Annotated in this window: 19 protein-coding genes; 6 read left to right on the top strand and 13 right to left on the bottom strand. The window is 62.5% G+C overall.

The window, feature by feature from the left end:
* Positions 1 to 6 precede the first annotated feature (6 nt).
* From TK06_RS00630 to TK06_RS00675, 10 genes are read right to left on the bottom strand one after another with little or no spacing between them, the layout of a single operon-like run.
* Positions 7 to 1,143 (bottom strand): glycosyltransferase family 2 protein, encoded by a 1,137-nt coding sequence (locus TK06_RS00630; protein ID WP_063320355.1) that lies wholly within the window; start codon positions 1,141 to 1,143, stop codon positions 7 to 9.
* Positions 1,136 to 2,095, bottom strand: a complete 960-nt coding sequence (locus tag TK06_RS00635; protein ID WP_063320356.1) for a glycosyltransferase family 2 protein — start codon at positions 2,093 to 2,095, stop codon at positions 1,136 to 1,138. The genes TK06_RS00630 and TK06_RS00635 overlap by 8 nt, the downstream gene beginning before the upstream one ends.
* A complete protein-coding gene (locus TK06_RS00640; protein WP_063320357.1) occupies positions 2,092 to 3,462 on the bottom strand; it encodes an O-antigen ligase family protein in 1,371 nt (456 codons plus the stop codon). The genes TK06_RS00635 and TK06_RS00640 overlap by 4 nt, the downstream gene beginning before the upstream one ends.
* Entirely contained in the window at positions 3,459 to 4,562 is a 1,104-nt protein-coding gene (locus tag TK06_RS00645) for a glycosyltransferase family 4 protein (protein WP_063320358.1), read from the bottom strand. The genes TK06_RS00640 and TK06_RS00645 overlap by 4 nt, the downstream gene beginning before the upstream one ends.
* The gene (locus tag TK06_RS00650; RefSeq protein ID WP_063320359.1) at positions 4,559 to 6,151 is read right to left on the bottom strand and encodes a GumC family protein; all 1,593 of its coding nucleotides are present in this window, start codon (positions 6,149 to 6,151) and stop codon (positions 4,559 to 4,561) included. Before TK06_RS00650 ends, TK06_RS00645 begins: the two co-directional genes overlap by 4 nt.
* A 17-nt stretch (positions 6,152 to 6,168) precedes the next feature.
* A complete protein-coding gene (locus TK06_RS00655; protein ID WP_046063509.1) occupies positions 6,169 to 7,191 on the bottom strand; it encodes a polysaccharide biosynthesis/export family protein in 1,023 nt (340 codons plus the stop codon).
* Positions 7,192 to 7,211: 20 nt separating this feature from the next.
* The gene (locus tag TK06_RS00660) at positions 7,212 to 7,856 is read right to left on the bottom strand and encodes a CpsD/CapB family tyrosine-protein kinase (RefSeq protein ID WP_063320360.1); all 645 of its coding nucleotides are present in this window, start codon (positions 7,854 to 7,856) and stop codon (positions 7,212 to 7,214) included.
* Positions 7,857 to 8,603 (bottom strand): sugar transferase, encoded by a 747-nt coding sequence (locus tag TK06_RS00665; RefSeq protein ID WP_063320361.1) that lies wholly within the window; start codon positions 8,601 to 8,603, stop codon positions 7,857 to 7,859.
* On the bottom strand, positions 8,590 to 9,669 hold the full coding sequence (locus tag TK06_RS00670; protein WP_063320362.1) for an NAD-dependent epimerase: 1,080 nt from the start codon (positions 9,667 to 9,669) through the stop codon (positions 8,590 to 8,592). The genes TK06_RS00665 and TK06_RS00670 overlap by 14 nt, the downstream gene beginning before the upstream one ends.
* Complete coding sequence (locus tag TK06_RS00675) at positions 9,666 to 11,030, bottom strand: UDP-glucose dehydrogenase family protein (protein ID WP_063320363.1); 1,365 nt, start codon at positions 11,028 to 11,030, stop codon at positions 9,666 to 9,668. Before TK06_RS00675 ends, TK06_RS00670 begins: the two co-directional genes overlap by 4 nt.
* A gap of 376 nt (positions 11,031 to 11,406) precedes the next feature.
* On the opposite strand from TK06_RS00675, the gene TK06_RS00680 reads away from it, so the two are divergent.
* The 6 genes from TK06_RS00680 to TK06_RS32635 all read left to right on the top strand — a co-directional run bounded on the left by TK06_RS00680 (position 11,407) and on the right by TK06_RS32635 (position 18,516).
* A complete protein-coding gene (locus TK06_RS00680) occupies positions 11,407 to 13,104 on the top strand; it encodes a sulfatase-like hydrolase/transferase (protein WP_063320364.1) in 1,698 nt (565 codons plus the stop codon).
* Positions 13,105 to 13,803: 699 nt separating this feature from the next.
* Complete coding sequence (locus TK06_RS00685) at positions 13,804 to 14,472, top strand: ABC transporter ATP-binding protein (RefSeq protein ID WP_063320365.1); 669 nt, start codon at positions 13,804 to 13,806, stop codon at positions 14,470 to 14,472.
* Entirely contained in the window at positions 14,469 to 16,940 is a 2,472-nt protein-coding gene (locus tag TK06_RS00690) for an ABC transporter permease (RefSeq protein WP_063320366.1), read from the top strand. Before TK06_RS00685 ends, TK06_RS00690 begins: the two co-directional genes overlap by 4 nt.
* Positions 16,930 to 18,003 carry a lipocalin-like domain-containing protein gene (locus TK06_RS00695; protein ID WP_063320367.1) on the top strand — a complete coding sequence of 358 codons (1,074 nt, stop codon included), beginning with the start codon at positions 16,930 to 16,932 and terminating at the stop codon, positions 18,001 to 18,003. Before TK06_RS00690 ends, TK06_RS00695 begins: the two co-directional genes overlap by 11 nt.
* A gap of 65 nt (positions 18,004 to 18,068) precedes the next feature.
* Positions 18,069 to 18,311 (top strand): hypothetical protein, encoded by a 243-nt coding sequence (locus TK06_RS00700; RefSeq protein ID WP_063320368.1) that lies wholly within the window; start codon positions 18,069 to 18,071, stop codon positions 18,309 to 18,311.
* A gap of 31 nt (positions 18,312 to 18,342) precedes the next feature.
* Positions 18,343 to 18,516, top strand: coding sequence for a hypothetical protein (locus TK06_RS32635; RefSeq protein ID WP_170862016.1), 174 nt, complete (start codon positions 18,343 to 18,345; stop codon positions 18,514 to 18,516).
* Positions 18,517 to 18,735: 219 nt separating this feature from the next.
* Here the strand turns inward: TK06_RS32635 and TK06_RS00705 are convergent, their stop codons facing one another.
* The 3 genes from TK06_RS00705 to glcF form a co-directional block, all read right to left on the bottom strand.
* Positions 18,736 to 19,254 carry an Hcp family type VI secretion system effector gene (locus TK06_RS00705; protein ID WP_063320369.1) on the bottom strand — a complete coding sequence of 173 codons (519 nt, stop codon included), beginning with the start codon at positions 19,252 to 19,254 and terminating at the stop codon, positions 18,736 to 18,738.
* A 297-nt stretch (positions 19,255 to 19,551) separates the two neighbouring features.
* Complete coding sequence (hglS, locus tag TK06_RS00710) at positions 19,552 to 20,928, bottom strand: 2-oxoadipate dioxygenase/decarboxylase HglS (RefSeq protein ID WP_063320370.1); 1,377 nt, start codon at positions 20,926 to 20,928, stop codon at positions 19,552 to 19,554.
* An 88-nt stretch (positions 20,929 to 21,016) separates the two neighbouring features.
* The gene (glcF, locus tag TK06_RS00715) at positions 21,017 to 22,237 is read right to left on the bottom strand and encodes a glycolate oxidase subunit GlcF (RefSeq protein WP_063320371.1); all 1,221 of its coding nucleotides are present in this window, start codon (positions 22,235 to 22,237) and stop codon (positions 21,017 to 21,019) included.
* Between the last annotated feature and the right edge of the window lie 5 nt (positions 22,238 to 22,242).

Genomic DNA, 22,242 nt, shown 5'->3' on the forward strand with positions numbered 1-22,242 from the left:
TCCTCCTCAGCGGTTCTGTTCGGGGTTCCACTGGCTGTAGCGCTGGCCTCGCAGGAACTGCCAGAGCCCGATGCTCATGCCCGCCAGCGTCACCAGCACGAATGCGGCCAGGCGAAAGGGCCGGGGCAGGCGGTGGCGCGCGTCCATCAACCCGATCAGCGCCATGGCGTAACCCAGCAGTTGCGCCACCAGGCTCAGGCGATAGAACGGATGGTCGTTCCACAGCCAGGCATTGCTCAGCAAGAGCGGCAGCAGCAACACCGGCGCCAGGCGGCGGATCAACTTGTGGCTGATCAAGCCGATGGCGTAGAGCCCATGGCGCAGTGGGTTGAGCAGTTCCCGGCGCTGAGCCAGGCTCTGCAACCCGCCAACGGTGACCCGCTGGCGCCGGCGAAATTGCTTGTCGGCTTCGTCCACGCCCTGGTCGGTCACCCGGGCCATGGGGGCATAGACGATGGACTTGCCGGCAGCTGGCGCGCAGGTGCTGAGGAAAAAGTCATCGTTGACCTGGGCCGGTATCGGTTGGAACAGCACCCGGCGCAGGGCCAACAGCGCGCCGTCGGCCGAGACCATGCAACCGGTGCGACTCTCCACCCGACGCAACCAGCCTTCGTAATGGCGATACAGGCTGTCGCCCAGGCTCAGGCCCTTGCCCGGCACCGGGATTTCCATGTGCCCGGCACAAGCGCCGACTTCCGGATCGCCCAAGGGCGCCAGCAGATGGCTGAGGGTGTCGTTGGCCCATTGGTTATCGGCGTCGGTGAACACCAGGATCTCGCCGCTGCTGTGGGCGACACCGGTATTGAGGGCGGCGGCCTTGCCTTGGCGCGGCAGGTCGAGCACGGTGATGCGCGGGTCGATCACCTTGCGTGCGCAGGCCACCGTGTCGTCGGTGGAGCCGTCGCTGGCGAGGATGATTCGCAATGAATGGGCCCGATAATCCTGGGCCAGCAAGGTGCGCAACTTGTCCTCGATGTGCCGCGCCTCGTTGTGGGCGGCAATGACGATGCTCACGTCCATCGGAAGCGCCTTGCCGTAGCGCCTTACCGGAAACAGCGGCGCCAGCAGGCTCAACATCAAGGGATAACCGAGGTAGGCGTACACCGGCAGCAACAGGCACGACCAGTAAATGAATTCAGCCACGGGCAGGTCTCCTGGCATTCCAATGACACAGATTGAGCAGCAGTGCGGCACCGGTCAGGTGCAGGCGCACCCCATGCAAGGCCCACAGTTGAAGCGTCAGGCGCAGGTCGCGCCGACTCTGGCGCAGGCTGAGGAACAAGGCCGGCAGCGAGGTGATCAGCAACAGCATCAGCGCCAGACGCAGCTGCCCCTGCAGCAGCGCCACCAACGTCAGCAAATCCAAGCCCCAGGCGCCAATGGACAGCGCCGGGAAGCGCAGCAGGCGCAGGCTCGGACCATGGCTGCGCAGCAGCTGCAAATGACTGCCCTGGCGCCACAGTTCCTTGCTCATCCACTCGCGCCAACTGCCTTCGTAGCCCCAATGCAAGGCCACGCTTTCGTTGACCAGCAACAGCTGCGCTCCGGCCTGGCGCAGGCGCCAGGAGAAATCCTTGTCTTCACCAGTGCGCAGGGTTTCGTCGAAGCCGCCGACCCGTTCGAACCAACTGCGGCGCATCAACAGGTTGGCGCTGGGCAGCCACTGCACCCGATGCAGGAGGCGTGATGCCGGGCGTTGGCTGCGGCGCTGCCAGGCTTCGGCGAACCACGGTGCTTGCCGGGGCGTGTCCAGGTCCAGGCCCAGCACATCGCCCTGGTGGCCTTCGAGCTCCAGCAACAGCTTGAGCCAGTCGGCCGGCATTTCGATGTCGGCATCGATGAACGCCAGCCAGTCACCACTGGCGACAGCGGCGCCGCGGTTGCGCAGGGCGCCGATGTGCACGCCGGGTACGATCAGCACCCGCGCGTCCAACTCATTGGCGATGCGCGGGCCAGCGTCGTCGGAACCGTTGTCCACCACGATCAATTCGCACTCCAGCTGCGCCTGGCGCGCGGCTTCCTGCGCAGCCAACAGCGTGCGGCCGATGTGACGCGCCTCGTTGTACATCGGGATCACAATGCTGACCCGGCTCATGGGCGAGCCTCCAGTGGCGCGGCCCGTTCGGCGTCGTAGCGCAACACGCTGGTGAGGGCGAGCATGATCCACAGCAACTTGTGGTTCGGCGCACTGAGAAACATCAGGAACAACGCCAGCGAAAGGAAACTCGTGCCCAGGTGCGTCAGCAGGTCGGCTTGCGCCCAGTCCCGGCGTTGCAGCCAGAGGCGTCGGGCGTGCAGCAGGTTGTACAGGCCAAGGCCAATCATGCCGACGAACATCAGCCCGCCCGGCACGCCGATTTCGCTGAAGATTTCCAGGTAGGTGTTATGGGCCCGGCGATACAGGTCCCCCAGCTTGCGGTTGGCCGAGAACGCCTTGGCATAGCCGGTGGGTGCGTAGTGCAGGGGAAAGGTCCCCGGGCCTGAGCCGAGTATCGGGTTTTCGCGGATCATCTGGCTGCCGACCAGGATGTACGAGGCGCGGCGGCCCAGGGATTCGTCCTGGTGGGCGCTGGCGCCGGCACTGAGGATGCTCAATGACTGGATGCGGGCGACGTAGCCGGCAGGCATCACGGCGATTGCCAGGGGAATGATGATCGCCAGCCCGAGCATGGCGAAACCCAGGTGCCGTGGGCGGATACGCGGCAACTGCGCGCGGTAGTGATACAGCCCGATCATCAGGCTAAGCATCAACACCACCAGCCCCGAGCGCGATTCGGTCTTGGTCATGCCGCCCAGCAGCAGGATGAAGCAACCTCCCCAGAACAACCGGTGTAGCAAGCTCGGGCCGCGCACCACCAGCAGCAACGCCAGTGGCACGGTAAAGGCGATCAGCAGGGCGAAGGTGTTCGGGTCTTCCAGCAGGCCGGACGCACGGCCCTGGTTCTGGTACTTGGCTGAGAACATCGCCAGCACGCAGGTGGTGGTGACGCTCAAGGTCATCAGGCGACAGAACAGGTCCAGGTTCAATTCACGACCGATCAGCAAGGTGATCACAAACAGAATCAACCCCACCCCCAGTTCGCGAAAATGGGTCATGGACAGGCCCATGTTTTCCGACAACATCAGGCTCAAGCCATAGAGCACCATGAAACCGATCAGCGGCCGCCAGATATTGCTGCGCAGGCGTGTCGCGGGAATCTGGTGCACCGCCAGTTGCAGCATCAAGATCAGGATCAGCGCCAGGCCAAGGAACTTGCTGCCGGAAAACGCGCTGTCCTTGAACAGGCCTTCGAATGGCACCAGCGCGGCAATGCCCAGCAAACCCCAGCCGGGCTTGCGGTACAGCAGGGCGACGCCGACCAGGCCGAGCACCGCGCCCGGTGCCAGGAACGGATAAGGGCTGGCCAGCAACGCCAGGCACACAAGGCCCAGCAGGCTGACGATCGAGATCGGGACAATCATGAGCGAGCCTCCCGTGCCGTGCGGATGTAAAGCTGCGACCAGCATTCGGCCAGCGTGCGCAGGTCGTAGCGGTCCCGTTGGGTACGGCGGGCGTTATCGGCCAGGATCCGCGCCAGGTGCGGTTCGCTGAACAGCGTTTCGATCTGTGCCGCCAGTTCCGCGCTGTTGGCCGGTGCCGCGAGCAGGCCGTTATGACGGTCCTGCAATACGTCGGGAATGCCGCCGACGCCGAACGCCACCACCGGCACGCCGGCCTGCATGGCTTCGAGCAGAATCATCGGGGTGCCTTCGGTGCGCGAACTGATCACCAGGGCGTCGAGGCGACTCCACCAGGCGTTCATGTCGGTCTGGTAGCCTGGCAATTCGATACGCGTGGGCAGTCCGGCGTCGGTGATGCGCTTGAGTAGCGCCTGGCGCTCAGGGCCGTCGCCGAGCATCACCGCGTGCAGCGATGCATGCTTCTGGCACAGCGGAATCATGGCGTCGAGAAACAGGTCAGGACCTTTCTCGCTGCTCAAGCGGCCGACGTAGCCGACCCGCCAGCGTTGCTTGTCGGCGCGATGGGCCAGCGGCGTGCTGGCCGCTGGCAGGCCGTTGGGAATGACGTCGAGTTTTTCCGCCTGCACGCTGGCTCGGCGATGCAGCGTGGCGATGCTCTCGGCCACGCAGACGACCCGCTTGACCGAGGCGGTGCGGCACAGTTGCAGGCTCAGCCAGGTATAGAAGCGCTGCTTGGGGCTCCGTGGGGTGAAGCCATGCTGGGTAATCACCAGCGGCAGGCCCAGCAGCGTGGCGGCGGACCAGCCGAACAACAGCCCCTTGAAGTTGTGGGTGTTGATCAGCGGCCGCTCGTCCCGGCGCTGGCGCAAGTGCTGCAACAACTCGGCCCAACTGGCGCAATGACGGCAATCGACCCCGGCCTGGCGAAAACGCTTGATCAAGGTGGGGGGCGCCGCCAGGAACAGCACCTGGTGCTGCCCAGGCGTCGCCAGGCAATGATCGAGCAGCATCCGCTCGGCCCCATAGAAGCCGCCGCTGTCGAGCAGATGAATGATCGACAGGGGACTGCTGTGGCGGGTCGGGCCGAACGGCGCGTTCAATTTCGCACCCAATGGACAAGGCTGGGCAGGCTCCAGTTGCGGTGCGGGTTGACCTTGTCGGGGGACTGCTCGTTGATGACCAACAGTACCGGCACATCCAATTGTTGGGTGATTTGTGCTGGGTGCTTGAAGCGATGGTCGAAGAACTCACGCACATAGACCAGGGCAATCGCCAGCAGCAGGCCGCTGAACATACCGAAGACAATGATCAGCATCGGCTTGGGAAAGGCCGCAGCGGTTGGTTCGAACGGCGGGCTCAGGACCCGGGCGTTGGACAGGTCGTTGTCCAGCGAACGCGCGGTGCTGGCTTCGGCGAACCGTTGGGCGTAGGTGGAGAAGGCCGCATGCAGGGCGTTGATCTCGGTGTCCATCTGCCGCAGCTTGCTCTGGGTTTCCTGCAATTGATGGATGCGCTGCTTGAAGGCGGCGATGCGTTCGATCTTCTGATTGATCACCGAACTGACCACCGCCAGATCGGTGGTGCGTTCCTGAATGCGGTTGTTCACCACCTTCAGGAACTGCTGGCGCGTGCGGACGATCTGTTCCCGGGCCAGCAGCATCGGTTCGCTGCTGGGCTGGAAGATCGCCAGGTCATTCATGTAGCGGCTGACCTGGCTGGTCAGTTGCTCGCCCAGCTGTCTGATTTCCCGGTCTTCGAAGGCAATGTTGTCCACGGTGGTGGTGAAGGTGAACGGGAAGGTGTAGTCGTTGAACCGCGAGCTGTTCGCCGCCGCGAGACTGGTCTTGAGGTAATCGAGCCAGCGTTGGCTTTGCAGCAGGCGATCCTGGTACAGGTTCAGGGCCTGCTCTTCGGTATTGATGGCGTTCAGGCGGAAGGTGACTTCTTCCTTGGGATCGGACGATCCGATGTTTTCAAGCAGCCCGAGCCGGTTGCTTTCCAGGCCGTCGAGACGGGTCTGGTACTGGGCTTTCTTCTGCTCATAGAACGTCTGCGGCAGTTCGATCGATTGCAGGTCCTGGCGGCTGCTGAGGTAGTTCTGCAGCAGTTGCGCCACGAACCGGGTGCCCTGGGCCGGGTCGCCGAAACTGTAGACGATGGAGATGACGTTGGAGCCGGGCAGGGTCTCGATCTTCAGGTTTTCGATGGCCTCGTCGGTCAGCGTATCGAGCACGGTGTCGCGCACCGGATCGACTTCCAGCCCCAGGCCATCGCGCAACGGGTTGATGACGTACTCGCGCAGGGGCTGGGTGATGTAACGCTTGAAGGGATCGCTCACCCATTTGTTGAAGATGCCTGGGCTGGGCGTGTATTCGCCCTGGTCGCGCAGGGTGCTGATGGTCTGCCGGATCAACGCTGGCGAGCGCAGGATATTGCTTTCGGTTTCCATGTCCGCCAGGGACGGCGGGATGAAGGTCGCGTTTTCCTGGTTCAGCGACGTGGTGGCGTCGCCCTGGGAGAGTTTTTTCGACTGGACGATCACCTGGGCGGTGATATCGAAGCTCTGCTTGAGCATCAACGGCAGCACCAGGGCGATCACGGCGAAAATCAGGAAGATACGCTTCACCCACTGCTTGTTGGCGAAGAAGATCCTGAAGAACTCGTGCAGATAGTTTTCCTTGGGGTTCATGATCGGTCACCTGAGTTTCAGTTGTCGCTGCCTTTGTTGTCGACGCGGTAGCCGAAGCCGAACCCCACGCCCTGGAACAGCACTACGTCGGCCAGTTGCCTGGCCGTTTCGCCGGCTTTGGCCAGTCCGGTCTTGGGCACGTACAACATGTCCTCCGGCTGCAGGTAGGCGATCTGCGAGGCGTCGCCGCTCAAGGCCTTTTCCACGTCGTAGTGACGGGCTTCGACCTGGTTGCCGTTGCGGCGCATGATCATCACCGAGTCGAGCCGGGCCTTGACGTTCGTGCCACGGGCCAGGGTCAGGGCTTCGAGAACCGAGATCGGCCGGCGGATCGCATAGGCGCCGGGTTGGGCCACTTCACCGAGTACATAGATCTCGTTGCCGGCGGTGGACTTGAGCAGCACATCCACGGTCATGTGGCCGGGCAGTTGGGCGTAGCGCTCGTTGAGGAAGGTCTCCAGCTGGGTGACGGTCATGCCTTGCAACGGCACCGAGCCAATTTCCGGGAAGCTGGCGTAGCCATCCCGGCCCACGATGATTTCCCGACTCATGCCCGTGGCCGGGTGGGTCAGGGTGTTGCGCAGGTTCGCCTCGCCGGAGAGCGGGCTGGTCACCAGGACGGTCAATTGGTTGCGATTGGGTTGGAACAGCATCTTCTGGTCATAGGCACGCTGCACCGCCAGGCGCGCCTCGTCGGTGGTCAATCCGGCGACTTTCACCGAAGTGTTGGCGCCCGGCAGTTCGATGGTGCCGTCGGGCATCACTTGTTGCGTGCCATTGAGCTGGCTGGCGGCGGTGAAGTTCAGGGCAACCTGGTCGCCCGGTTGCACTCGATATGCCTGGGAGGAGGTCGTGCCGATGTGGAAGATCACATCCAGCACATCCTGGGGCCGCAAGGTCTGTTCGACCTTCGGCATGTCGGTGGCCTGGGCGTTGGCCGGCGCGGCCGTGAGGATCTGCACCGGCATCGAGCGGGTATCGCTGGTACTGGAGCAACCGGCAAGCGGCAGCAACAGCAGGACAAGCATTCTGGCGTTCATCTCGTCATCCTTTTGCAGGCTTACAGGTTGTTGTAGAGCCACTTGGGCATGTAGTACTTGCGGCGATTGAACACGCTGCCGACCACTTTCGCGCCGGCCTGGGACAGGCGCTGGCGGGCGGCCTGGGCCACTTCCCAGCGGGTGTCTTCACCGCGCACCACCAGCACCACGCCGTCGACCTGGGTGCTGAGCACCAGTGTGTCGCTGGCCGAATACACCGCGTCGGCGTCGATCACCACAAAGCGGTATTGCGCCGCCAGTTGCCTGAACAGTGGGCGCAGTCGCTCGGGGCTCAAGCGTTCGGCATTGCGGCCCAGGCGCCCGTGGGGCAACACGTCGAAGGGCAGGCTGGACGCCTGCACCACGCAGTCCTGCAGCAAGGGCGGGGCGAGGCTGTTGAACAACAGATCGGTAAAACCGCGCTCTTTGTGCAACGACAGTTGCTGGCTGAGGTTGCGCGGTGACTGGCTGGCATCCACCAGCAGTACGCGACCGTTGCTCATCTGCGCCAGTTGAGCGGCCAGCGCCATCGCGCTGGTGCTGGTTCCGGTGCCTGTGTTGGCGGACGTCAAGAGCAGGATCCGCAGGGAAGGGTCGAGCACGGTCGAGGTCAGGTTGGTCTCGCTCGGGCTGGCTATGGTCAGGATATTCGTTGAACCGTCCATTTAACTCGCTCCGTGGCCGCTGAACACTTTGAAGGGGGTAATCATCAGGATCTTCAAATCCAGCCACAGGCTTTGTTCAGCGATATAGCTGAGGTCCAATTCCACACGCTGGTCGAAGTCGATATTGCTGCGCCCGGAGATCTGCCAAAGGCCGGTCATGCCGGGGTAGATGCTCAAGCGCACAAGATGGTTGTCCTTGTAGCGATAGGCGTTGAACGAGGTCGGCCGGGGGCCCACCAGGCGCATGTCGCCGGTCACTACATTGATCAGGTTCGGTAGTTCGTCGAGGCTGCTGCGTCGCAGGAACCGGCCGATGGGCGTGATGCGCGGATCGTTGTCGATCTTGAAGTCGATGGCATCGGCGCCGTGTTTGTTGAGGTGGCGCAGCGACTCCTTGAGCGCCTCGGCATCGGCCACCATGGTGCGGAACTTGTACATGCCGAAGACTCGGCCGCGATACCCGGTGCGCTTTTGCACGAACAGCACGGGACCGGGGCTGGAGAACTTGACCAGCAGCGCCAGGCCCAGCAGCAGCGGGCATAACAGCAGCAGGATCGCCAGCGCGCCGAGGCAGGCCACTATGCGATTGGTGCGCGAGACCGTCCAGGGCCGGCCGCCGTCGCGACCGGTCAACCAACCTCGACCCTGGCGGTGGATGGCCGCGTCCAGGCGCCTGCGGTGGTCGGGATCGACACGCTTGTCGCGTCCAGGGGCGTTGATCTCGATGACTTGCTCATGTCGGGTCATGGATTCCTCCGCTGAGGTTGGGCCGCAAGCGTTCAGTTGCGTGCGGTGCGTGGGCAGGCTGTGCGTAGTAATCGAGGAACCACCGGATGAAGCGGCCCAGGCCGTCGTCCAGTTCGATACACGGCTTGAAACCGGTGGCCTGTGCCAGGTCGCTGGCATCGGCGCAGGTGTTGAGCACATCTCCTGCTTGCAGGGGGAGCAGTTCGATGCGGGCGGTTTGTCCCAGGTGCTTTTCCAGCAGTGCGACATAGGTGCGCAGCGCCACCGGGTGCTGCCCGCCGATGTTGTAGATCCGCCAGGGCGCACGGCTGGTGGCAGGGTCCGGTTGTTCGTGATCCAACAGGGGCGTGACCTGGGGCGCACGGTCGAGCAGGCGGGCGATGCTTTCGACGATGTCGTCGATGTAGGTGAAATCGCGTTGGTGCTCGCCGTGATTGAACAGTTGCAGCACACGGTCTTCGACGATGGCGCGGGCAAACTGGATCGGCGACATGTCTGGCCGGCCCCAAGGGCCGTACACCGTGAAGAAGCGCAGGCCGGTGCAGGGAATGCCGAACAGGTGGCTGTAGCTGTGGGCCATCAGTTCGTTGGCTTTTTTGCTGGCCGCGTACAGCGACAGCGGATGGTCGACGTTGTCCTGCACCGAATAAGGCGTGCGCGAATTGGCGCCGTATACCGAGCTTGAGGAGGCGTAGATCAGGTGCTTGACCGGATAGCGGCGGCAGTTTTCCAGAATATTCAGGAACCCGGTGATGTTGCTGTCGACATAGGCTTGTGGTTTTTCCAGCGAGTAGCGCACGCCCGCTTGGGCGGCAAGGTGAATCACTACGTCCGGGCGCCGGGCCTGGAACAGTTCATCGATGGCCGGCGCGTCGACCAGATCGATCCGCGCCAGGGGAAATTCGCCGGCCTGGTCGTTTACCCAGGTCACGCGGTCGTGCTTGAGCTGCGGGTCGTAGTAGTCGTTGAAGTTGTCGAGCCCGCACACCCGATGGCCGTCGCGCAGCAGTCGCAGCACGACGTGGGCGCCGATGAAGCCGGCCGCGCCGGTGACCAGGATGTTCATGCTTGCGGCCCGGGTAGCGGAGTGCCCGGCACGGTGTGCCGCAGCCCGATACCGCGATACAGCAGTCCGGCGGCGGCCAGGTGTTCGGGGTTGTACAGGTTGCGGCCATCGATGATCACCCGGGCGCGCAACTTGCTCGCCAGTAGGTCGAAGTCCACCACGCGAAAATTCTTCCACTCGGTGCAGATCACCAGGGCGTCGGCGTCTTCCAGGGTGTCGTCGCGGGTGGCGCAGAGGTTCAGGTCCTTTCGATAGCCGTAGAGGCGCCGGCATTCGGACATGGCTTCCGGGTCATAGGCGTGGACGCGGGCGCCTTCGCGCCACAGCGCTTCCATGAGGTAGCGGCTGGGGGCTTCGCGCATGTCATCGGTGTTGGGCTTGAATGCCAGGCCCCAGATGGCAATCGATTTGCCGGCCAGGCCCTCCTGGAATTGCGTCGCCAGTTTCTCGAAGAGGATATGCCGCTGGCTGTCATTGACGTCGGTGACGCTGCGCAACAAGCGCAGTGGCATGCCGCTTTGTTCGGCGGTGTGCAGCAAGGCCCGCAGGTCTTTGGGAAAGCATGAGCCGCCAAAACCGCAGCCGGGGTAAATGAAGTGGTAACCGATGCGTGGGTCCGAGCCGATGCCTTTGCGCACGGCTTCGATGTCGGCGCCCAGCCGTTCGGTGAGGTTGGCCAGTTCGTTCATGAAGCTGATGCGGGTGGCGAGCATGGCATTGGCGGCGTACTTGGTCAGTTCGGCGCTGCGGTTGTCCATGAACATCAGTTTTTCGTGGTTGCGGCAAAAGGGCGCGTAGAGCTCCGTCATCTGGTCGCGGGCCAGCGGGTCGGCGGTGCCGATGATGATCCGGTCGGGGCGCATGCAATCGGCCAGCGCACTGCCTTCCTTGAGGAACTCGGGATTGGACACCACGCGTACGTTCAACTGTTTCAGGCCCCGCTGCGCCAGCGCCTGGCGGGCGCATTCGGCCACCTTGTCGGCCGTGCCCACCGGCACCGTGGATTTGATGACCAGGGTGCGGTCGCTGTCCATGAAGTCGGCGATTTGCCGGGTGACGGCCAGCACATGGCTCAGGTCTGCCGAGCCGTCTTCATCGGCGGGGGTGCCGACGGCGATGAAAATCAGCTCGCCATGATTGACTGCGTCGCTGGCCTGGGAGCTGAACGACAAGCGTCCTTCCTTGATGTTGTCTTCGAGCAAGCTGGACAGCCCCGGCTCGCTGATGGTCGGTACGGCCTGTTGCAGTTGCCGGATTTTGTTCGGGTCGATATCGATGCACAAAACGCGATGTCCGACGTCGGCCATGGCGGCGGCCTGGATCAGCCCGACATACCCCGTACCAAATACACTCACGTCCATTTTTGGCGCGCCTCGCAAACCGAATGATGTAACTCGGATGAAACTGTTTAGAGGGGTATAGCGCAGCTTCAGAAAAGCGTGTCAGCAAAATGACAGTTGTCAGTGTTGGCAATTCAAGTGAAGTCGGGCCTTTTGATATCAAGTCCTTGACTGCCTTAGTAAAGTGGCTGTTTTATTGGGCTTTACGGGAATTTGACAAAGCGATAAACGGTAGTAACCCATAGTTTTTTACATTTTGTGACGCGTTTTCGTGTCATTTTTGGGGTAACTTTTTTTTGACGCGCGCTTCGGATGAAGCATTTCTTGCGCTTTGAAAATCGGCTGCTAACGTGCAGGAACGAAGTGCTTTGGATACGGCGATCTGGTCGAGGAAAACATGGCCCGTTACCTCAAGGAACTGCTGCTGGTTCTGTACCTGCTCAAGGGATACGACTATTACCTCGACCGTCTCAGCGCGTTGGGCCTGGGGTTCGCCACGTTGCTGTTCGGCGCCATGTTCACGGTGCTGGTGCTGGCGCTGTGGATGAGTGCCTACATACGCCAGACCCTGGTGAGGCATGTGTTTGCCTTGGCGATGTTTGTTTCAGCGGTGTTTTTCGAGGTGTACACCCGGGTCACGGACAGTTACCTGACCTATAGCCAGTTCGTTTCGCTGGTGTACTCGGGGGGATTTATCCAGGAGGCGGCTTATCAGTACCGCGACGTGATTATCAGCGCGGTGATCAGCGGCTTGCTGCTGTTATTCGGCATCGCGCTCAAGCCTCGGCGGTCGGTGCGGTTGCCCGGTTATTTGCCCATCGCGGCGCCGGTGCTGGGCATGTTGTTGCTCAGTGGCGTGTTGTTCGTGCGGGCGGGCGAGGGCGCGCGCGGCCTGCCGGTGATGTACACGCCGTTGGCCTATTTGAATCTGTTTGCCTACGAGTCCTTGCACAGCACCATCGGTCCCCGGGAGCCGGTCACCCTGGTGCGACGGTCGTCTTTGATCGAGCAGGATATCGTGCTGATCATCGATGAAAGCATTGGCGGCAATTACCTGGATATCAACGCGCCATTCGGCGTGCACACCGGGCTGAAGACGCCGCCCGAGGGCGTGGACATCTTCAATTTCGGTTATGCGGCCTCCATCGCCAATTGCAGCGCCGACACCAACGTCACCCTGCGCTATGGTGGCACGCGCGCCGACTACATACGCATCAACAGCACCCGGCCGTCGATCTGGCAATATGCCAAAAAGGCGGGTTTGCGTACCGTCTACATCGACGCCCAACGCACTGGTGGCTACCTGCAAAACCTGATGACCGAGCTGGAAAAACAGGACATCGACGAATTCGTCCAGTTCGACCAGGCCAGCGTACGCGACCGTGACATGGCGGCTGCGGCGAAGTTGATCGAACTGCTGGGCGACAACCAGGCCGAACTGGTGGTGATCAACAAGGTGGGGGCGCATTTCCCGGTACACGACAAATACCCCGACGACTTCATGAACTACCGCCCGGCCTTGCCGCGAGGGCAGTTCCAGGAGGTGGCCGACACCGCTAGCCGCGATGGCTTCAATGGCCAGAAAGATGACTGGTTGCTGTATCGCAATGCTTACCAGAACACCTTGCTGTGGAACGTCGGCGAGTTCTTCAAGCGAATCTTCCAGCAGGCCGATTTGAGCCATGCCGTGCTGATCTACACCTCCGACCACGGCCAGGACCTGCACGAGCGTGGCAACCCCGGGCTCAACACCCATTGCGGCGGTGATCCGGTGGCGGAGGAGGGGTTGGTGCCGTTGGTAGTGATCCAGGGCAGCCAATTGCACACCCTTGATTGGCGTGATGCCTGGGCTCGGAACAAGGACCGTTCGAGCCACTACAACATCTTCCCGACGCTGTTGCAGTTGATGGGTTACGACCCGGCCGGGGTTGAATCGGCCTATGGGAAATCCCTGAGCCAACCAACCGATGATGATTTCACTTTCAACTATCGCTTTAATGCGCGGTTGGGGGCGAAACCGGCTTGGAAACACATCGACTTGGGCGACATCGTGACACCGCAGTCCGGCCAGGTTGAGATGGCGGTGGGGCATTGACTGGAGCTGAGTTCTTGATGGGAGTGAGCTTGCTCGCGATGACGCCGGCACACTCAACATCACTGCAAACTCATCTACCACCTTCGCGAGCTAGCCCGCTCCCACAGGAGAAACGCGGTCCCACCAAGAACCAGGTCGGCTATCAGGCCGCCTCGTGGCGGATGTTGATCTCGGCGCCCCGTTAACCACGCTGGCCGAACGCAGGCATTGTGGAGTGGGCATCCCGGCATGGATGCCGGGATAGCTGCGCTGGGCCCAGAGTGTGTAAAAACGCTTCACCAAAATTGAAGTATGCGCACCTACGTTAAATCTGAAATTTATCGGCACGTCAGCAGATGTGGATTTCGCGTAGAAACGCGATTTCCAGTCCGATTTTGAGTACCTGTCGCGCTCAAAAACGTTTTTACACAGCCTGGGCCATGGATGGCCCTTCGCAGCGGGCCCACGGAGCAATGCCGGAGTGAGGGCACACCGAGCCTAGGCGAGGTGCCGAGTGGTGGGGCTGAAGCGCTTTGGTTACTTTCGCGCTTTTCGAAAGTGACCCGCCGTCAGGGCGGAACCCTAAGTCGCCGTTACCGCCGCAACGGATATACCCCCCACCCGACGAGCAAATACCAAGGCTCACAGCTGTATTGGCCGATGGGGCCCATCACTCAACTCCGCTATCCTGAACCTCAAATCCACCCGTCGAGCCTTTCCATGCTTGAAGTCCGCCAAGTGCACAAAAGCTATCCCACGCCTCAGGGCCCATTGCCAGTGCTGCAAGGCATCGACCTGACGCTGATGCCCGGTAGCAGCCTGGCGCTGATGGGAGAGTCGGGCAGTGGCAAGAGCACCTTGCTGCATCTGGTCGCCGGGCTGGACAAAGTCGATCGCGGCAGCATCCGCAGTGGCGAACATCGGCTCGACGGCATGAGCGAAAGCCAATTGGCGAATTGGCGACGCACGGAAATCGGCCTGGTGTTCCAGCAGTTCAACCTCATCAGCAGCTTGTCGGTGGAGGACAACCTGGCGTTCCAGGCGCGTCTGTGCGGCCGTCATGACGCAGCGTGGCAAGCCCATCTGGTACAGCGGCTCGGGCTTTCAGGGCTGTTGCGGCGTTATCCCGAGCAACTGTCCGGCGGCCAGCAACAGCGGGTAGCGCTGGGGCGGGCATTGGCTTCGCGACCGCCCTTGTTGCTGGCCGATGAACCCACCGGCAGCCTCGACGAAGCCACCAGCGACGAAGTCCTGCAACTGCTACTGGAACTGCTGGAGGGCAGCCCCACCAGCCTGCTGATGGTGACCCACAGTCCACGGGTGGCAGCTCGCCTGGCCCAGCGCGTGGTATTGCACGGCGGGCGGTTGGCGCAGGTGACCCAAGGGTGATGATTTTTCGCCAGACCCTCAAAGCCCTGCTCAGCCATTGGCGCCAACACCCGGTGCAATTCTTCAGCGTGCTGACCGGCCTGTGGCTGGCAACCAGCCTGCTCACTGGCGTGCAAGCGCTGAACAGCCAGGCCCGGGACAGCTACGCTCGGGCCAGCCAACTGATCGGCGGCGAACCCCAGGCCAGCCTCAGTGCGCCCGGTGGCGGCACCTTTCCCCAGCAATGGTTTGTCGAGCTGCGGCGTCAGGGCTGGCCGGTGTCGCCAGTGTTGCAGGCTCGGGTGCTGCTCAAGGACCACGAGGATCAGCGCCTGCAACTGACCGGCATCGACCCGGTGTCGCTGCCGCCCGGTGCCGCGCTGGCGGGGCAGGCGCGGGAGATGACTGAGGTGGTGGCGTTCTTTACCGACCCCGGCCGCACCTGGATCGCCCCGCAAACCTTGCAAGCCCTGGGGCTGACCGAGGGCGACCGACCCCGGAGTGTCGATGGGCAAACCCTGCCGCCGTTGCATGCCCAGGAGGACATGGCGCCGGGCGTGCTGTTGATGGACATCGGTTTTGCCCAACAGGTACTCGGGTTGCCGGAGCAATTGTCGCGACTGTTGCTGCCCGCCACGTTCAGTGCCGCATTACCGGAAGCGTTCACCGGTCGCCTGCAACTCAAGCACGCCGATGAAGAAAACAACCTGTCGCGCCTGACCGAAAGTTTTCACCTGAACCTCGATGCCTTGGGGTTTTTATCCTTCGTGGTGGGACTGTTCATCGTTCACGCGGCCATCGGCCTGGCCCTGGAACAACGCCGCAGTCTGTTGCGGACCCTGCGCGCCTGTGGTGTCAGTGCGCGGGTGCTGGTCACCAGCCTGACCATCGAACTGGGCGCGTTGGCCTTGCTGGGCGGGATCGCCGGGGTGCTCAGCGGCTATTGGCTGGCGAGCCTGTTGTTGCCCGATGTCGCGGCGAGCCTGCGAGGTTTGTATGGCGCCGAAGTGGCCGGACACTTGAACCTCAGCCCATGGTGGTGGTTCAGCGGTGTCGGCTTGAGTCTGCTCGGTGCGCTGCTGGCCGGCGCTGACAGCCTTTTGCGGGCGGCGCGCCTGCCCTTGCTGGCGCTGGCCAACCCCCAGGCCTGGCATCAGGCCCATGCCCAATGGCTGCGACGCCAGGGTTGGGTGGCGACGGTGGCGGCATTGATTGCCGCCTCGGCGTTGATCTGGGGCGATAGCCTGGCCAGTGGTTTTGTCCTGATGACCGCCTTGTTGCTGGGCGCGGCGCTGGCCTTGCCGGTGTTGCTCAACAGTGCGCTGAAGCGGTTGTCGAGCCGCAGCCGCTCGGTGCTCGGGCAGTGGTTTCTTGCCGATTGCCGCCAGCAATTGCCGACATTGAGCCTGGCGCTGATGGCTTTGTTGCTGGCGCTGGCGGCCAATATCGGCGCCGGCAGCATGACCGCCGGTTTTCGCCAGACCTTCAGCAACTGGCTCGAACAACGGTTGACCGCCGAGTTGTACATCAACCCGCAGACCCCGGCCCAGGCGGACGAACTGCACGCCTGGCTCAAGCAACAACCGGCGATCACTGCCGTCGTTCCCCTCTGGCAAGTCTCGGTCCCGTTGCAGGGCTGGCCGACGGATATCCACGGCATCATCGATCACCCCCACTATCGACAGCATTGGCCGCTGCTGGATTCGGCCGGCGACAAGCCGTGGGAACAACTGGCCGCCGCCGACACCCTCATGCTCAGCGAACAACTGGCACGGCGTCTCAAGGTGGGTATCGGCGATCAGTTGACCCTGCCGACACCTCAGGGGCCATGGGCACTGCGCATCGTTGGCATCTACGCCGACTACGGCAATCCCAAGGGCCATGTGCTGGTCAACGTCGATCACTTGCTGGCGCACTGGCCGAACCTGACGCCGAACCGTTTCAACCTGCGCATCGAACCGTCCGCGATCCCGGCGCTACTGACAGCGTTGCAAGACCGGTTCAGCCTGGATGACAGCCGCATCGTCGACCAGGCCCGGCTCAAGGGCTGGTCGACCCAGGTGTTCGAACGCACCTTCGCCGCCACCGCTGCCCTCAACAGCCTGACCCTGGCGGTGGCCGGGGTGGCGCTGTTCATCAGTCTGCTGACCCAGAGCCAGAGTCGCCTCGCTCAGTTGGCGCCGCTGTGGGCGCTGGGGGTGACGCGTCGGCAGTTGATGCTGCTCAACCTCGGCCAGACCTGGCTGCTGGCGCTGCTGACCTTGGTCCTGGCGTTGCCGCTGGGCATCGCCCTGGCCTGGTGCCTGGACACGGTGATCAACGTGCAGGCTTTCGGTTGGCGCCTGCCATTGCGGGTGTTGCCGTTGCAATTGGTGCAATTGCTGGCCCTGGCGATGCTCGCCACGCTGCTGGCATCGGCCTGGCCGCTGTATGCGTTGTACCGCACGCAGCCGGCGGATTTGCTGAGGACCTTTGCCCATGAAGATTAGAGTCGGCGTGTTGTTGCTGCTGGCGTTGCTCAGCGGTTGTGATGACTCCGCGCCAGCGCAGAAGGGTTTTGCCGGCCTCGGCGACCAGGCTGTGGCCTTCACCCCGGTGGTGCCTGGACGGGTATTCAGTTTCCCCGCCGACCACGGGATTCATGAAGGTTTTCGTATCGAGTGGTGGTACGTCACCGCCAATCTCAAGGATGCCCAGGGGCATGAGTTCGGCGTGCAATGGACGTTGTTTCGCAGCGCCTTGAATGCCGCGCCCCAGGCCGGCGGCTGGCGCAACCAGACGATCTGGCTCGGCCACGCGGCGGTCACATCCGCCACCGTGCACCATGCCGCCGAGCGTTATGCACGAGGCGGGGTGGGGCAGGCCGGGGTACGGACGACACCCTTCGAGGCCTGGATCGACGACTGGCGCTTCGGCACTCGAACGACGGGCGTCGACCCGCTGGCGGATATGCAATTGCAGGCCCGGGACCCGCGCTTCAGCTATGCGTTGCGGCTCACTTCGACCCGTCCGTTGGTGTTGCAGGGCGACCACGGTTTCAGCCAGAAATCCGAACAGGGGCAGGCGTCGTACTACTACAGCCAGCCGTTCTTCCAGGCCAGCGGTGAATTGGAAATCGATGGCCAGCGTTACGCGGTCAGCGGCCCGGCCTGGCTCGACCGAGAATGGAGCAGCCAGCCCCTGAGTGCAAACCAGACTGGCTGGGACTGGTTTTCCCTGCACTTGGACAGCGGCGAGCACCTGATGCTCTACCGCATGCGCCACAAGGACGGCGCGCCGTATCTCACGGGCACCTGGATCGACGCCCAGGGCCAAGCGCAAACCCTGCACGCCGGGCAGATCAGCCTGGCGCCACTGGAAAGCGCCAAGGTCGCCGGGCGGTCGATGCCGGTGCGCTGGTCGATCAAGATCCCTGCCAGGCAGCTCGACGTGACGACCCAACCCTTGAACCCCAACGCCTGGATGAACTTGCAGATTCCTTATTGGGAAGGGCCGGTGCGATTGAACGGTAGCCACGTCGGCAACGGCTACCTGGAAATGACCGGCTACTGAGAATCGCCGGAACTCCCCACGAATCTCAGCCCTCATACCTTATGAATGCCTCGCAGGAGCCCGTCATGAGCGATGACCTCAAACCCCCGTCGCTGGCCGATTGGCAGCGGCTGTTCGACGACAAGGCTTATTGGCAACAATCACCCGACGTTCATTTCACCGAGCTGATGCGAGTGGCCAATGACCTGTTCGGCCAGGGTGCCATCGACCTGGCGCAGTGGCAGGCGCTGAAGACCAAGGCTGAGCAACTGCACCAGCGCTCCCCCGATGCCAACGTCGCTGAAGAAGTCGCCGACCCTGATGCCTGATTGCCAGGCTTGAACAACCAAGGAGTTCGTCATGAACCACCGTTCCGATCAAACGCCGCACAACCCTGACGAGCCGGCGATGCCTGGCGAAGTGGAACGCGACAACGACGCCTTGCGCCCCAACGATCCCGCCAAGCGCAAACAGCAGCAGGGGGATGCGGAAGCGGGAGAGACCGATGCGCAGAAAACCGGTCGGCGTGGTTGAGGTGGCGCATCAAGGATAAATAATTATTTAAATGGACTCGCGGAAATATCCTGCAAGTTCCACTAATATTGTGCCGTTCGCCCAGTGTCAGGCTCTTTACCAGTGCATGGATTGCCGAGGCCGTCGCACTGGGCGAACACCTCTGAGGGAAAATATCCCTGTTTACTTCAATGCACATCGGCCAGCAGGACTGGCCGGTGCATTGACGAATGCGCGGACTTAACCGGCGGCCGGTGCACGCCAGTCATCGACGCCCAGCGTGCTGCAGGCTATGTGATTCCAGGTGATCTTGCGGTACGAGAAGTGCACATCTTGCAGGTGAGTGAAATGTGAATTTGCCGGGTCTTGGCAGTTGAGCATGTAGTCCTTGATTTCGACGATAATCGCGTCCTCCAGCGTAGTGGTGTAGTAATGCTCTTGGGTTCCGGAGGCTGAAGTGCGGTACCACTTGATTTCAACTTTGGCCAGGGTTTCGCCGCGGCACAGGACTTCCTGCAGCATCGGTGAGGTTCTGTCAAAGACTTTAGTGATGACTAAGGGTTGGTGTATGCGTTGACCAGTTGGCTGACCGGACTGGGGGTCTCGTGGAATGGTCACCTGATGCTGGAAACCTTGCACCATGATTTCGTCTTTATGACCTTCCTGATAAATGTTACCCACCGAGTCGGCGGTAAACGCCTTCTCGGTCAGTAATATTTGACTGTTGTCTGTAATGGTCATGTACGCGGGGGTAGCCAATGGATGCTCTCCTTCCTGGATAACGATGGGGCCTGGGACTGGATTCGCCCGAGGTGGCCTGACGATTATCAAGAGCTATGCCATTTTTAAAAAAACTATAAATATCAATAAGTTGATTTTGTATCGGGCTGATCCTTCCTCCAAACAGACCAGAAAGCGCTCAAAGACTTGCCCGGCCCATTGCAGTGCCTCGCGGTTCCACCAGGCACCGCGATGCCCGGGTCGGCAGGCCAAGAAAGGCGCGCCGCGTGCATGCCTCTCAGGCAGTTTTTTGCCGTTTTGTCCTTCGGCTTATTCCTACACGCCCAATGCAGCCCTGCACTCATCGATGGAGCGCTGTTGCGTCTGGGCGTACAGCCCCAACTCATCGATGGTCGCCCGCCCCAGCGCTGCTTCAAAGGCGTGGCGATTGGACTGCCCGGCGTAGTGGCTCTGGGCAGCATCGCCAAGGTTCGACTGGAAAATGCCGGCGGCGCTGACCGGCAGGAAGTCTTCATACACCAAGGGTTCGGCACGCAGGTATTGCTGCTCCAACAGGCGTTCCAGCGAGGCCGTGCGCTCGACGCTGCCCTTGGCGGCGAGGCCCTTGGGCGTCACGAAATAACGGAAGTACGCCAGTGCTTCTCGACGCAGCTCATCGTGGTTGTCGGGGAATTGGGCAAAGTGCTCGCTCATCAGCGTGTTGTAGCGTTCGGCGTTGGCCTCGTTGGGGAAATCCCCCAACGCATCCCGCGCAGCGTTGAGCAATCGATCGTAGAGCGCGCGACCCTTGGGCGTGAGGGCGGCGCCGCGTTGCTCGATTTCGCCAAAGCGAGCGCTGTGGCTGCCTTGGGATGGTGATTGATCGGTGAAGCTGACCGGCTCATCGAGGGCCTTGAAGCTGGTCTGGCGCAGCAGGATCGGGCATTGGCGGCGAGGCGGGCCTTCGATCACGGCTTTGGGTGTGATGCCATGCACGGGCATCCGGGCCTGGACGATGTCGATGTCCAGGGTGCGCGGTGTCAGGTGGTTGATGTGCGGGCCCTTGAAGGCCACCACATCGGCGATCAAGCGATGTTGGGCGCTCAGTTGCCGGTACTGCTCGGCGGTGACCGTGGCGCTGTGGTGCCAGCGAAAGGTTTCCAGGGCTTGTAGGACGAAGTCCTCAGCCTGGGACTCGCTCAGGCCGCCCTGGTATTCGGCCTGCTCGATGAGCTCAAGGGCCCTGGGGGTGAAAATCTGCCGTTTATCCAACACCGATTCGGCAAAGGCCCGAAGCTCGGCGTGCTCGATCAGTTCCAGGCGCAGCAGAGAGGTAAACACCCGGAACGGGCTGACCTGCAACGCGCTTTCGTGCACGGCGCGGAAGGCGGTGGAATGCACCGGCACCCCGGCAGGCGTGAGGTCGTAGTAGCCCACCGGCTGCATGCCCATGACCGCGAACAGACGCCCCAGGGTCGCCAGCTCGGCGGCGGTGCCGACGCGGATCGCGCCGTGGCGTTCCAGGTCCAGGCGTTCGAGTTCGCCGGTGCTGCGCAGGTGTGCGGCCAGGATCGGGTCTTCGGCCAGCACCTGGGCGTTGGTGTGCTCCACCAGCTTCATCAGGGCGCCATACAGCGGCACCTCGTCGCGGTACATGTCGGACATCGCTCTAGAGAAGCGTTGGCGGATCAGGTCGGGGCTGACGAAGCTCATCGTAAGAATTCCTGGCGAGGGCTGTGGGAAAGTTGGACGAAAGATCGCAGCCTTCGCCGGCCCCGGCAAACGAAGAATCTTCAGGACTTCATTCTGCCAGGGACTGATCCACCAGCTCGATCCAGTGCCGCACGGGCGTGCGCCCGGCGCCGTCGAGGTGGTTCTGGCAGCCGACGTTGGCGGTGACGATCAGCTCCGGCTGGCCACTTTCCAGCGCATTGAGGCGGTTGTCGCGCAATTGCCGCGCCAGGGCGGGCTGGGTCAGCGAATAGGTGCCGGCCGAGCCGCAACACAAATGGCCGTCGGGCACCTCGGTGAGGTTGAAACCCAGCCGCGTCAGCAGCGCCTCAATGCTGCCGCCGAGTTTCTGCGCGTGCTGCAAGGTGCAGGGGCAATGCACGGCAATGCGCTGGTTCCTGGCCGCGCAGATCTGTTCCAGCGGTTCCTTGCCGAGCACTTGCACCAGGTCCAGTGCCCGTTCACTCACCTGTCTGGCCTTGGCGGCGTAGGCGCGGTCGTGTTCCAGCAGGTGCCCGTAGTCCTTGATGAAGGCGCCGCAGCCGCTGGCGGTCTGGACGATGGCTTCAGCACCGTTTTCCAGGTGCGGCCACCAGGCGTCGATGTTCTGTCGGGCGCGGTCCAATCCGGTGGCCTGAGCGTCGAGGTGATACTCCAGCGCACCGCAGCAGCCGGCCTGCGCACAGGGGATCACGCTGATGCCGAGTCGATCCAGCACTCGCGCTGCCGAGGCATTGGTGTTGGGCGACAGGCCCGGTTGCACGCAACCTTCGAGCATCAACACCGTACGCCGATGCCGCAGAGGCGGGCGCTCGCCGCGAGACGGGGAAGGGCGGGGCAACTTGGCGGTCAGGTTCGCCGGCAGCAACGGACGGAAGACCGCGCCAAGACGCAGCAGGGCCTTGAACCGCTCGGGGCTGGCGGCCAGGCTTCGCAGCCCCAGGCGCAGCGCACGTTGGTCGGCGGGGCGCGGTACGGCTTGGTCGACCACCGCCCGGCCGATGTCCAGCAGGTTGTGGTAATCCACACCGGACGGGCAGGTGGTCTCGCAGTTGCGACAGGACAGGCAGCGATCCAGGTGCAACTGGGTGCTGGCTGTCGCCGGCTGGCCTTCGAGTACTTGCTTGATCAGGTAGATGCGTCCGCGCGGGCCGTCCAGTTCATCGCCGAGCAATTGGTAAGTGGGGCAGGTGGCGTTGCAGAAACCGCAATGCACGCAACTGCGCAGGATCCGTTCGGCTTCTTCGGCGCGGGGCAGGTTTTTGCTTTCCTCACTGAAGCGAGTCTGCATAGTTA

Source organism: Pseudomonas fluorescens, from assembly GCF_001623525.1.
Classification (GTDB): domain Bacteria; phylum Pseudomonadota; class Gammaproteobacteria; order Pseudomonadales; family Pseudomonadaceae; genus Aquipseudomonas; species Aquipseudomonas fluorescens_Q.

Excerpts from the sequence above, each read along its gene's own strand:
- TK06_RS00675 (WP_063320363.1), bottom strand. The coding sequence starts at position 11,030 with ATGGACGTGAGTGTATTTGGTACGGGGTATGTCGGGCTGATCCAGGCC.
- TK06_RS00655 (WP_046063509.1), bottom strand. The coding sequence starts at position 7,191 with ATGAACGCCAGAATGCTTGTCCTGCTGTTGCTGCCGCTTGCCGGTTGC.
- TK06_RS32635 (WP_170862016.1), top strand. The coding sequence starts at position 18,343 with ATGAACCACCGTTCCGATCAAACGCCGCACAACCCTGACGAGCCGGCG.
- TK06_RS00685 (WP_063320365.1), top strand. The coding sequence starts at position 13,804 with ATGCTTGAAGTCCGCCAAGTGCACAAAAGCTATCCCACGCCTCAGGGC.
- TK06_RS00695 (WP_063320367.1), top strand. The coding sequence starts at position 16,930 with ATGAAGATTAGAGTCGGCGTGTTGTTGCTGCTGGCGTTGCTCAGCGGT.
- TK06_RS00635 (WP_063320356.1), bottom strand. The coding sequence starts at position 2,095 with ATGAGCCGGGTCAGCATTGTGATCCCGATGTACAACGAGGCGCGTCAC.
- TK06_RS00680 (WP_063320364.1), top strand. The coding sequence starts at position 11,407 with ATGGCCCGTTACCTCAAGGAACTGCTGCTGGTTCTGTACCTGCTCAAG.
- TK06_RS00660 (WP_063320360.1), bottom strand. The coding sequence starts at position 7,856 with ATGGACGGTTCAACGAATATCCTGACCATAGCCAGCCCGAGCGAGACC.
- TK06_RS00650 (WP_063320359.1), bottom strand. The coding sequence starts at position 6,151 with ATGAACCCCAAGGAAAACTATCTGCACGAGTTCTTCAGGATCTTCTTC.
- glcF (WP_063320371.1), bottom strand. The coding sequence starts at position 22,237 with ATGCAGACTCGCTTCAGTGAGGAAAGCAAAAACCTGCCCCGCGCCGAA.
- TK06_RS00670 (WP_063320362.1), bottom strand. The coding sequence starts at position 9,669 with ATGAACATCCTGGTCACCGGCGCGGCCGGCTTCATCGGCGCCCACGTC.
- hglS (WP_063320370.1), bottom strand. The coding sequence starts at position 20,928 with ATGAGCTTCGTCAGCCCCGACCTGATCCGCCAACGCTTCTCTAGAGCG.
- TK06_RS00640 (WP_063320357.1), bottom strand. The coding sequence starts at position 3,462 with ATGATTGTCCCGATCTCGATCGTCAGCCTGCTGGGCCTTGTGTGCCTG.
- TK06_RS00700 (WP_063320368.1), top strand. The coding sequence starts at position 18,069 with ATGAGCGATGACCTCAAACCCCCGTCGCTGGCCGATTGGCAGCGGCTG.
- TK06_RS00665 (WP_063320361.1), bottom strand. The coding sequence starts at position 8,603 with ATGACCCGACATGAGCAAGTCATCGAGATCAACGCCCCTGGACGCGAC.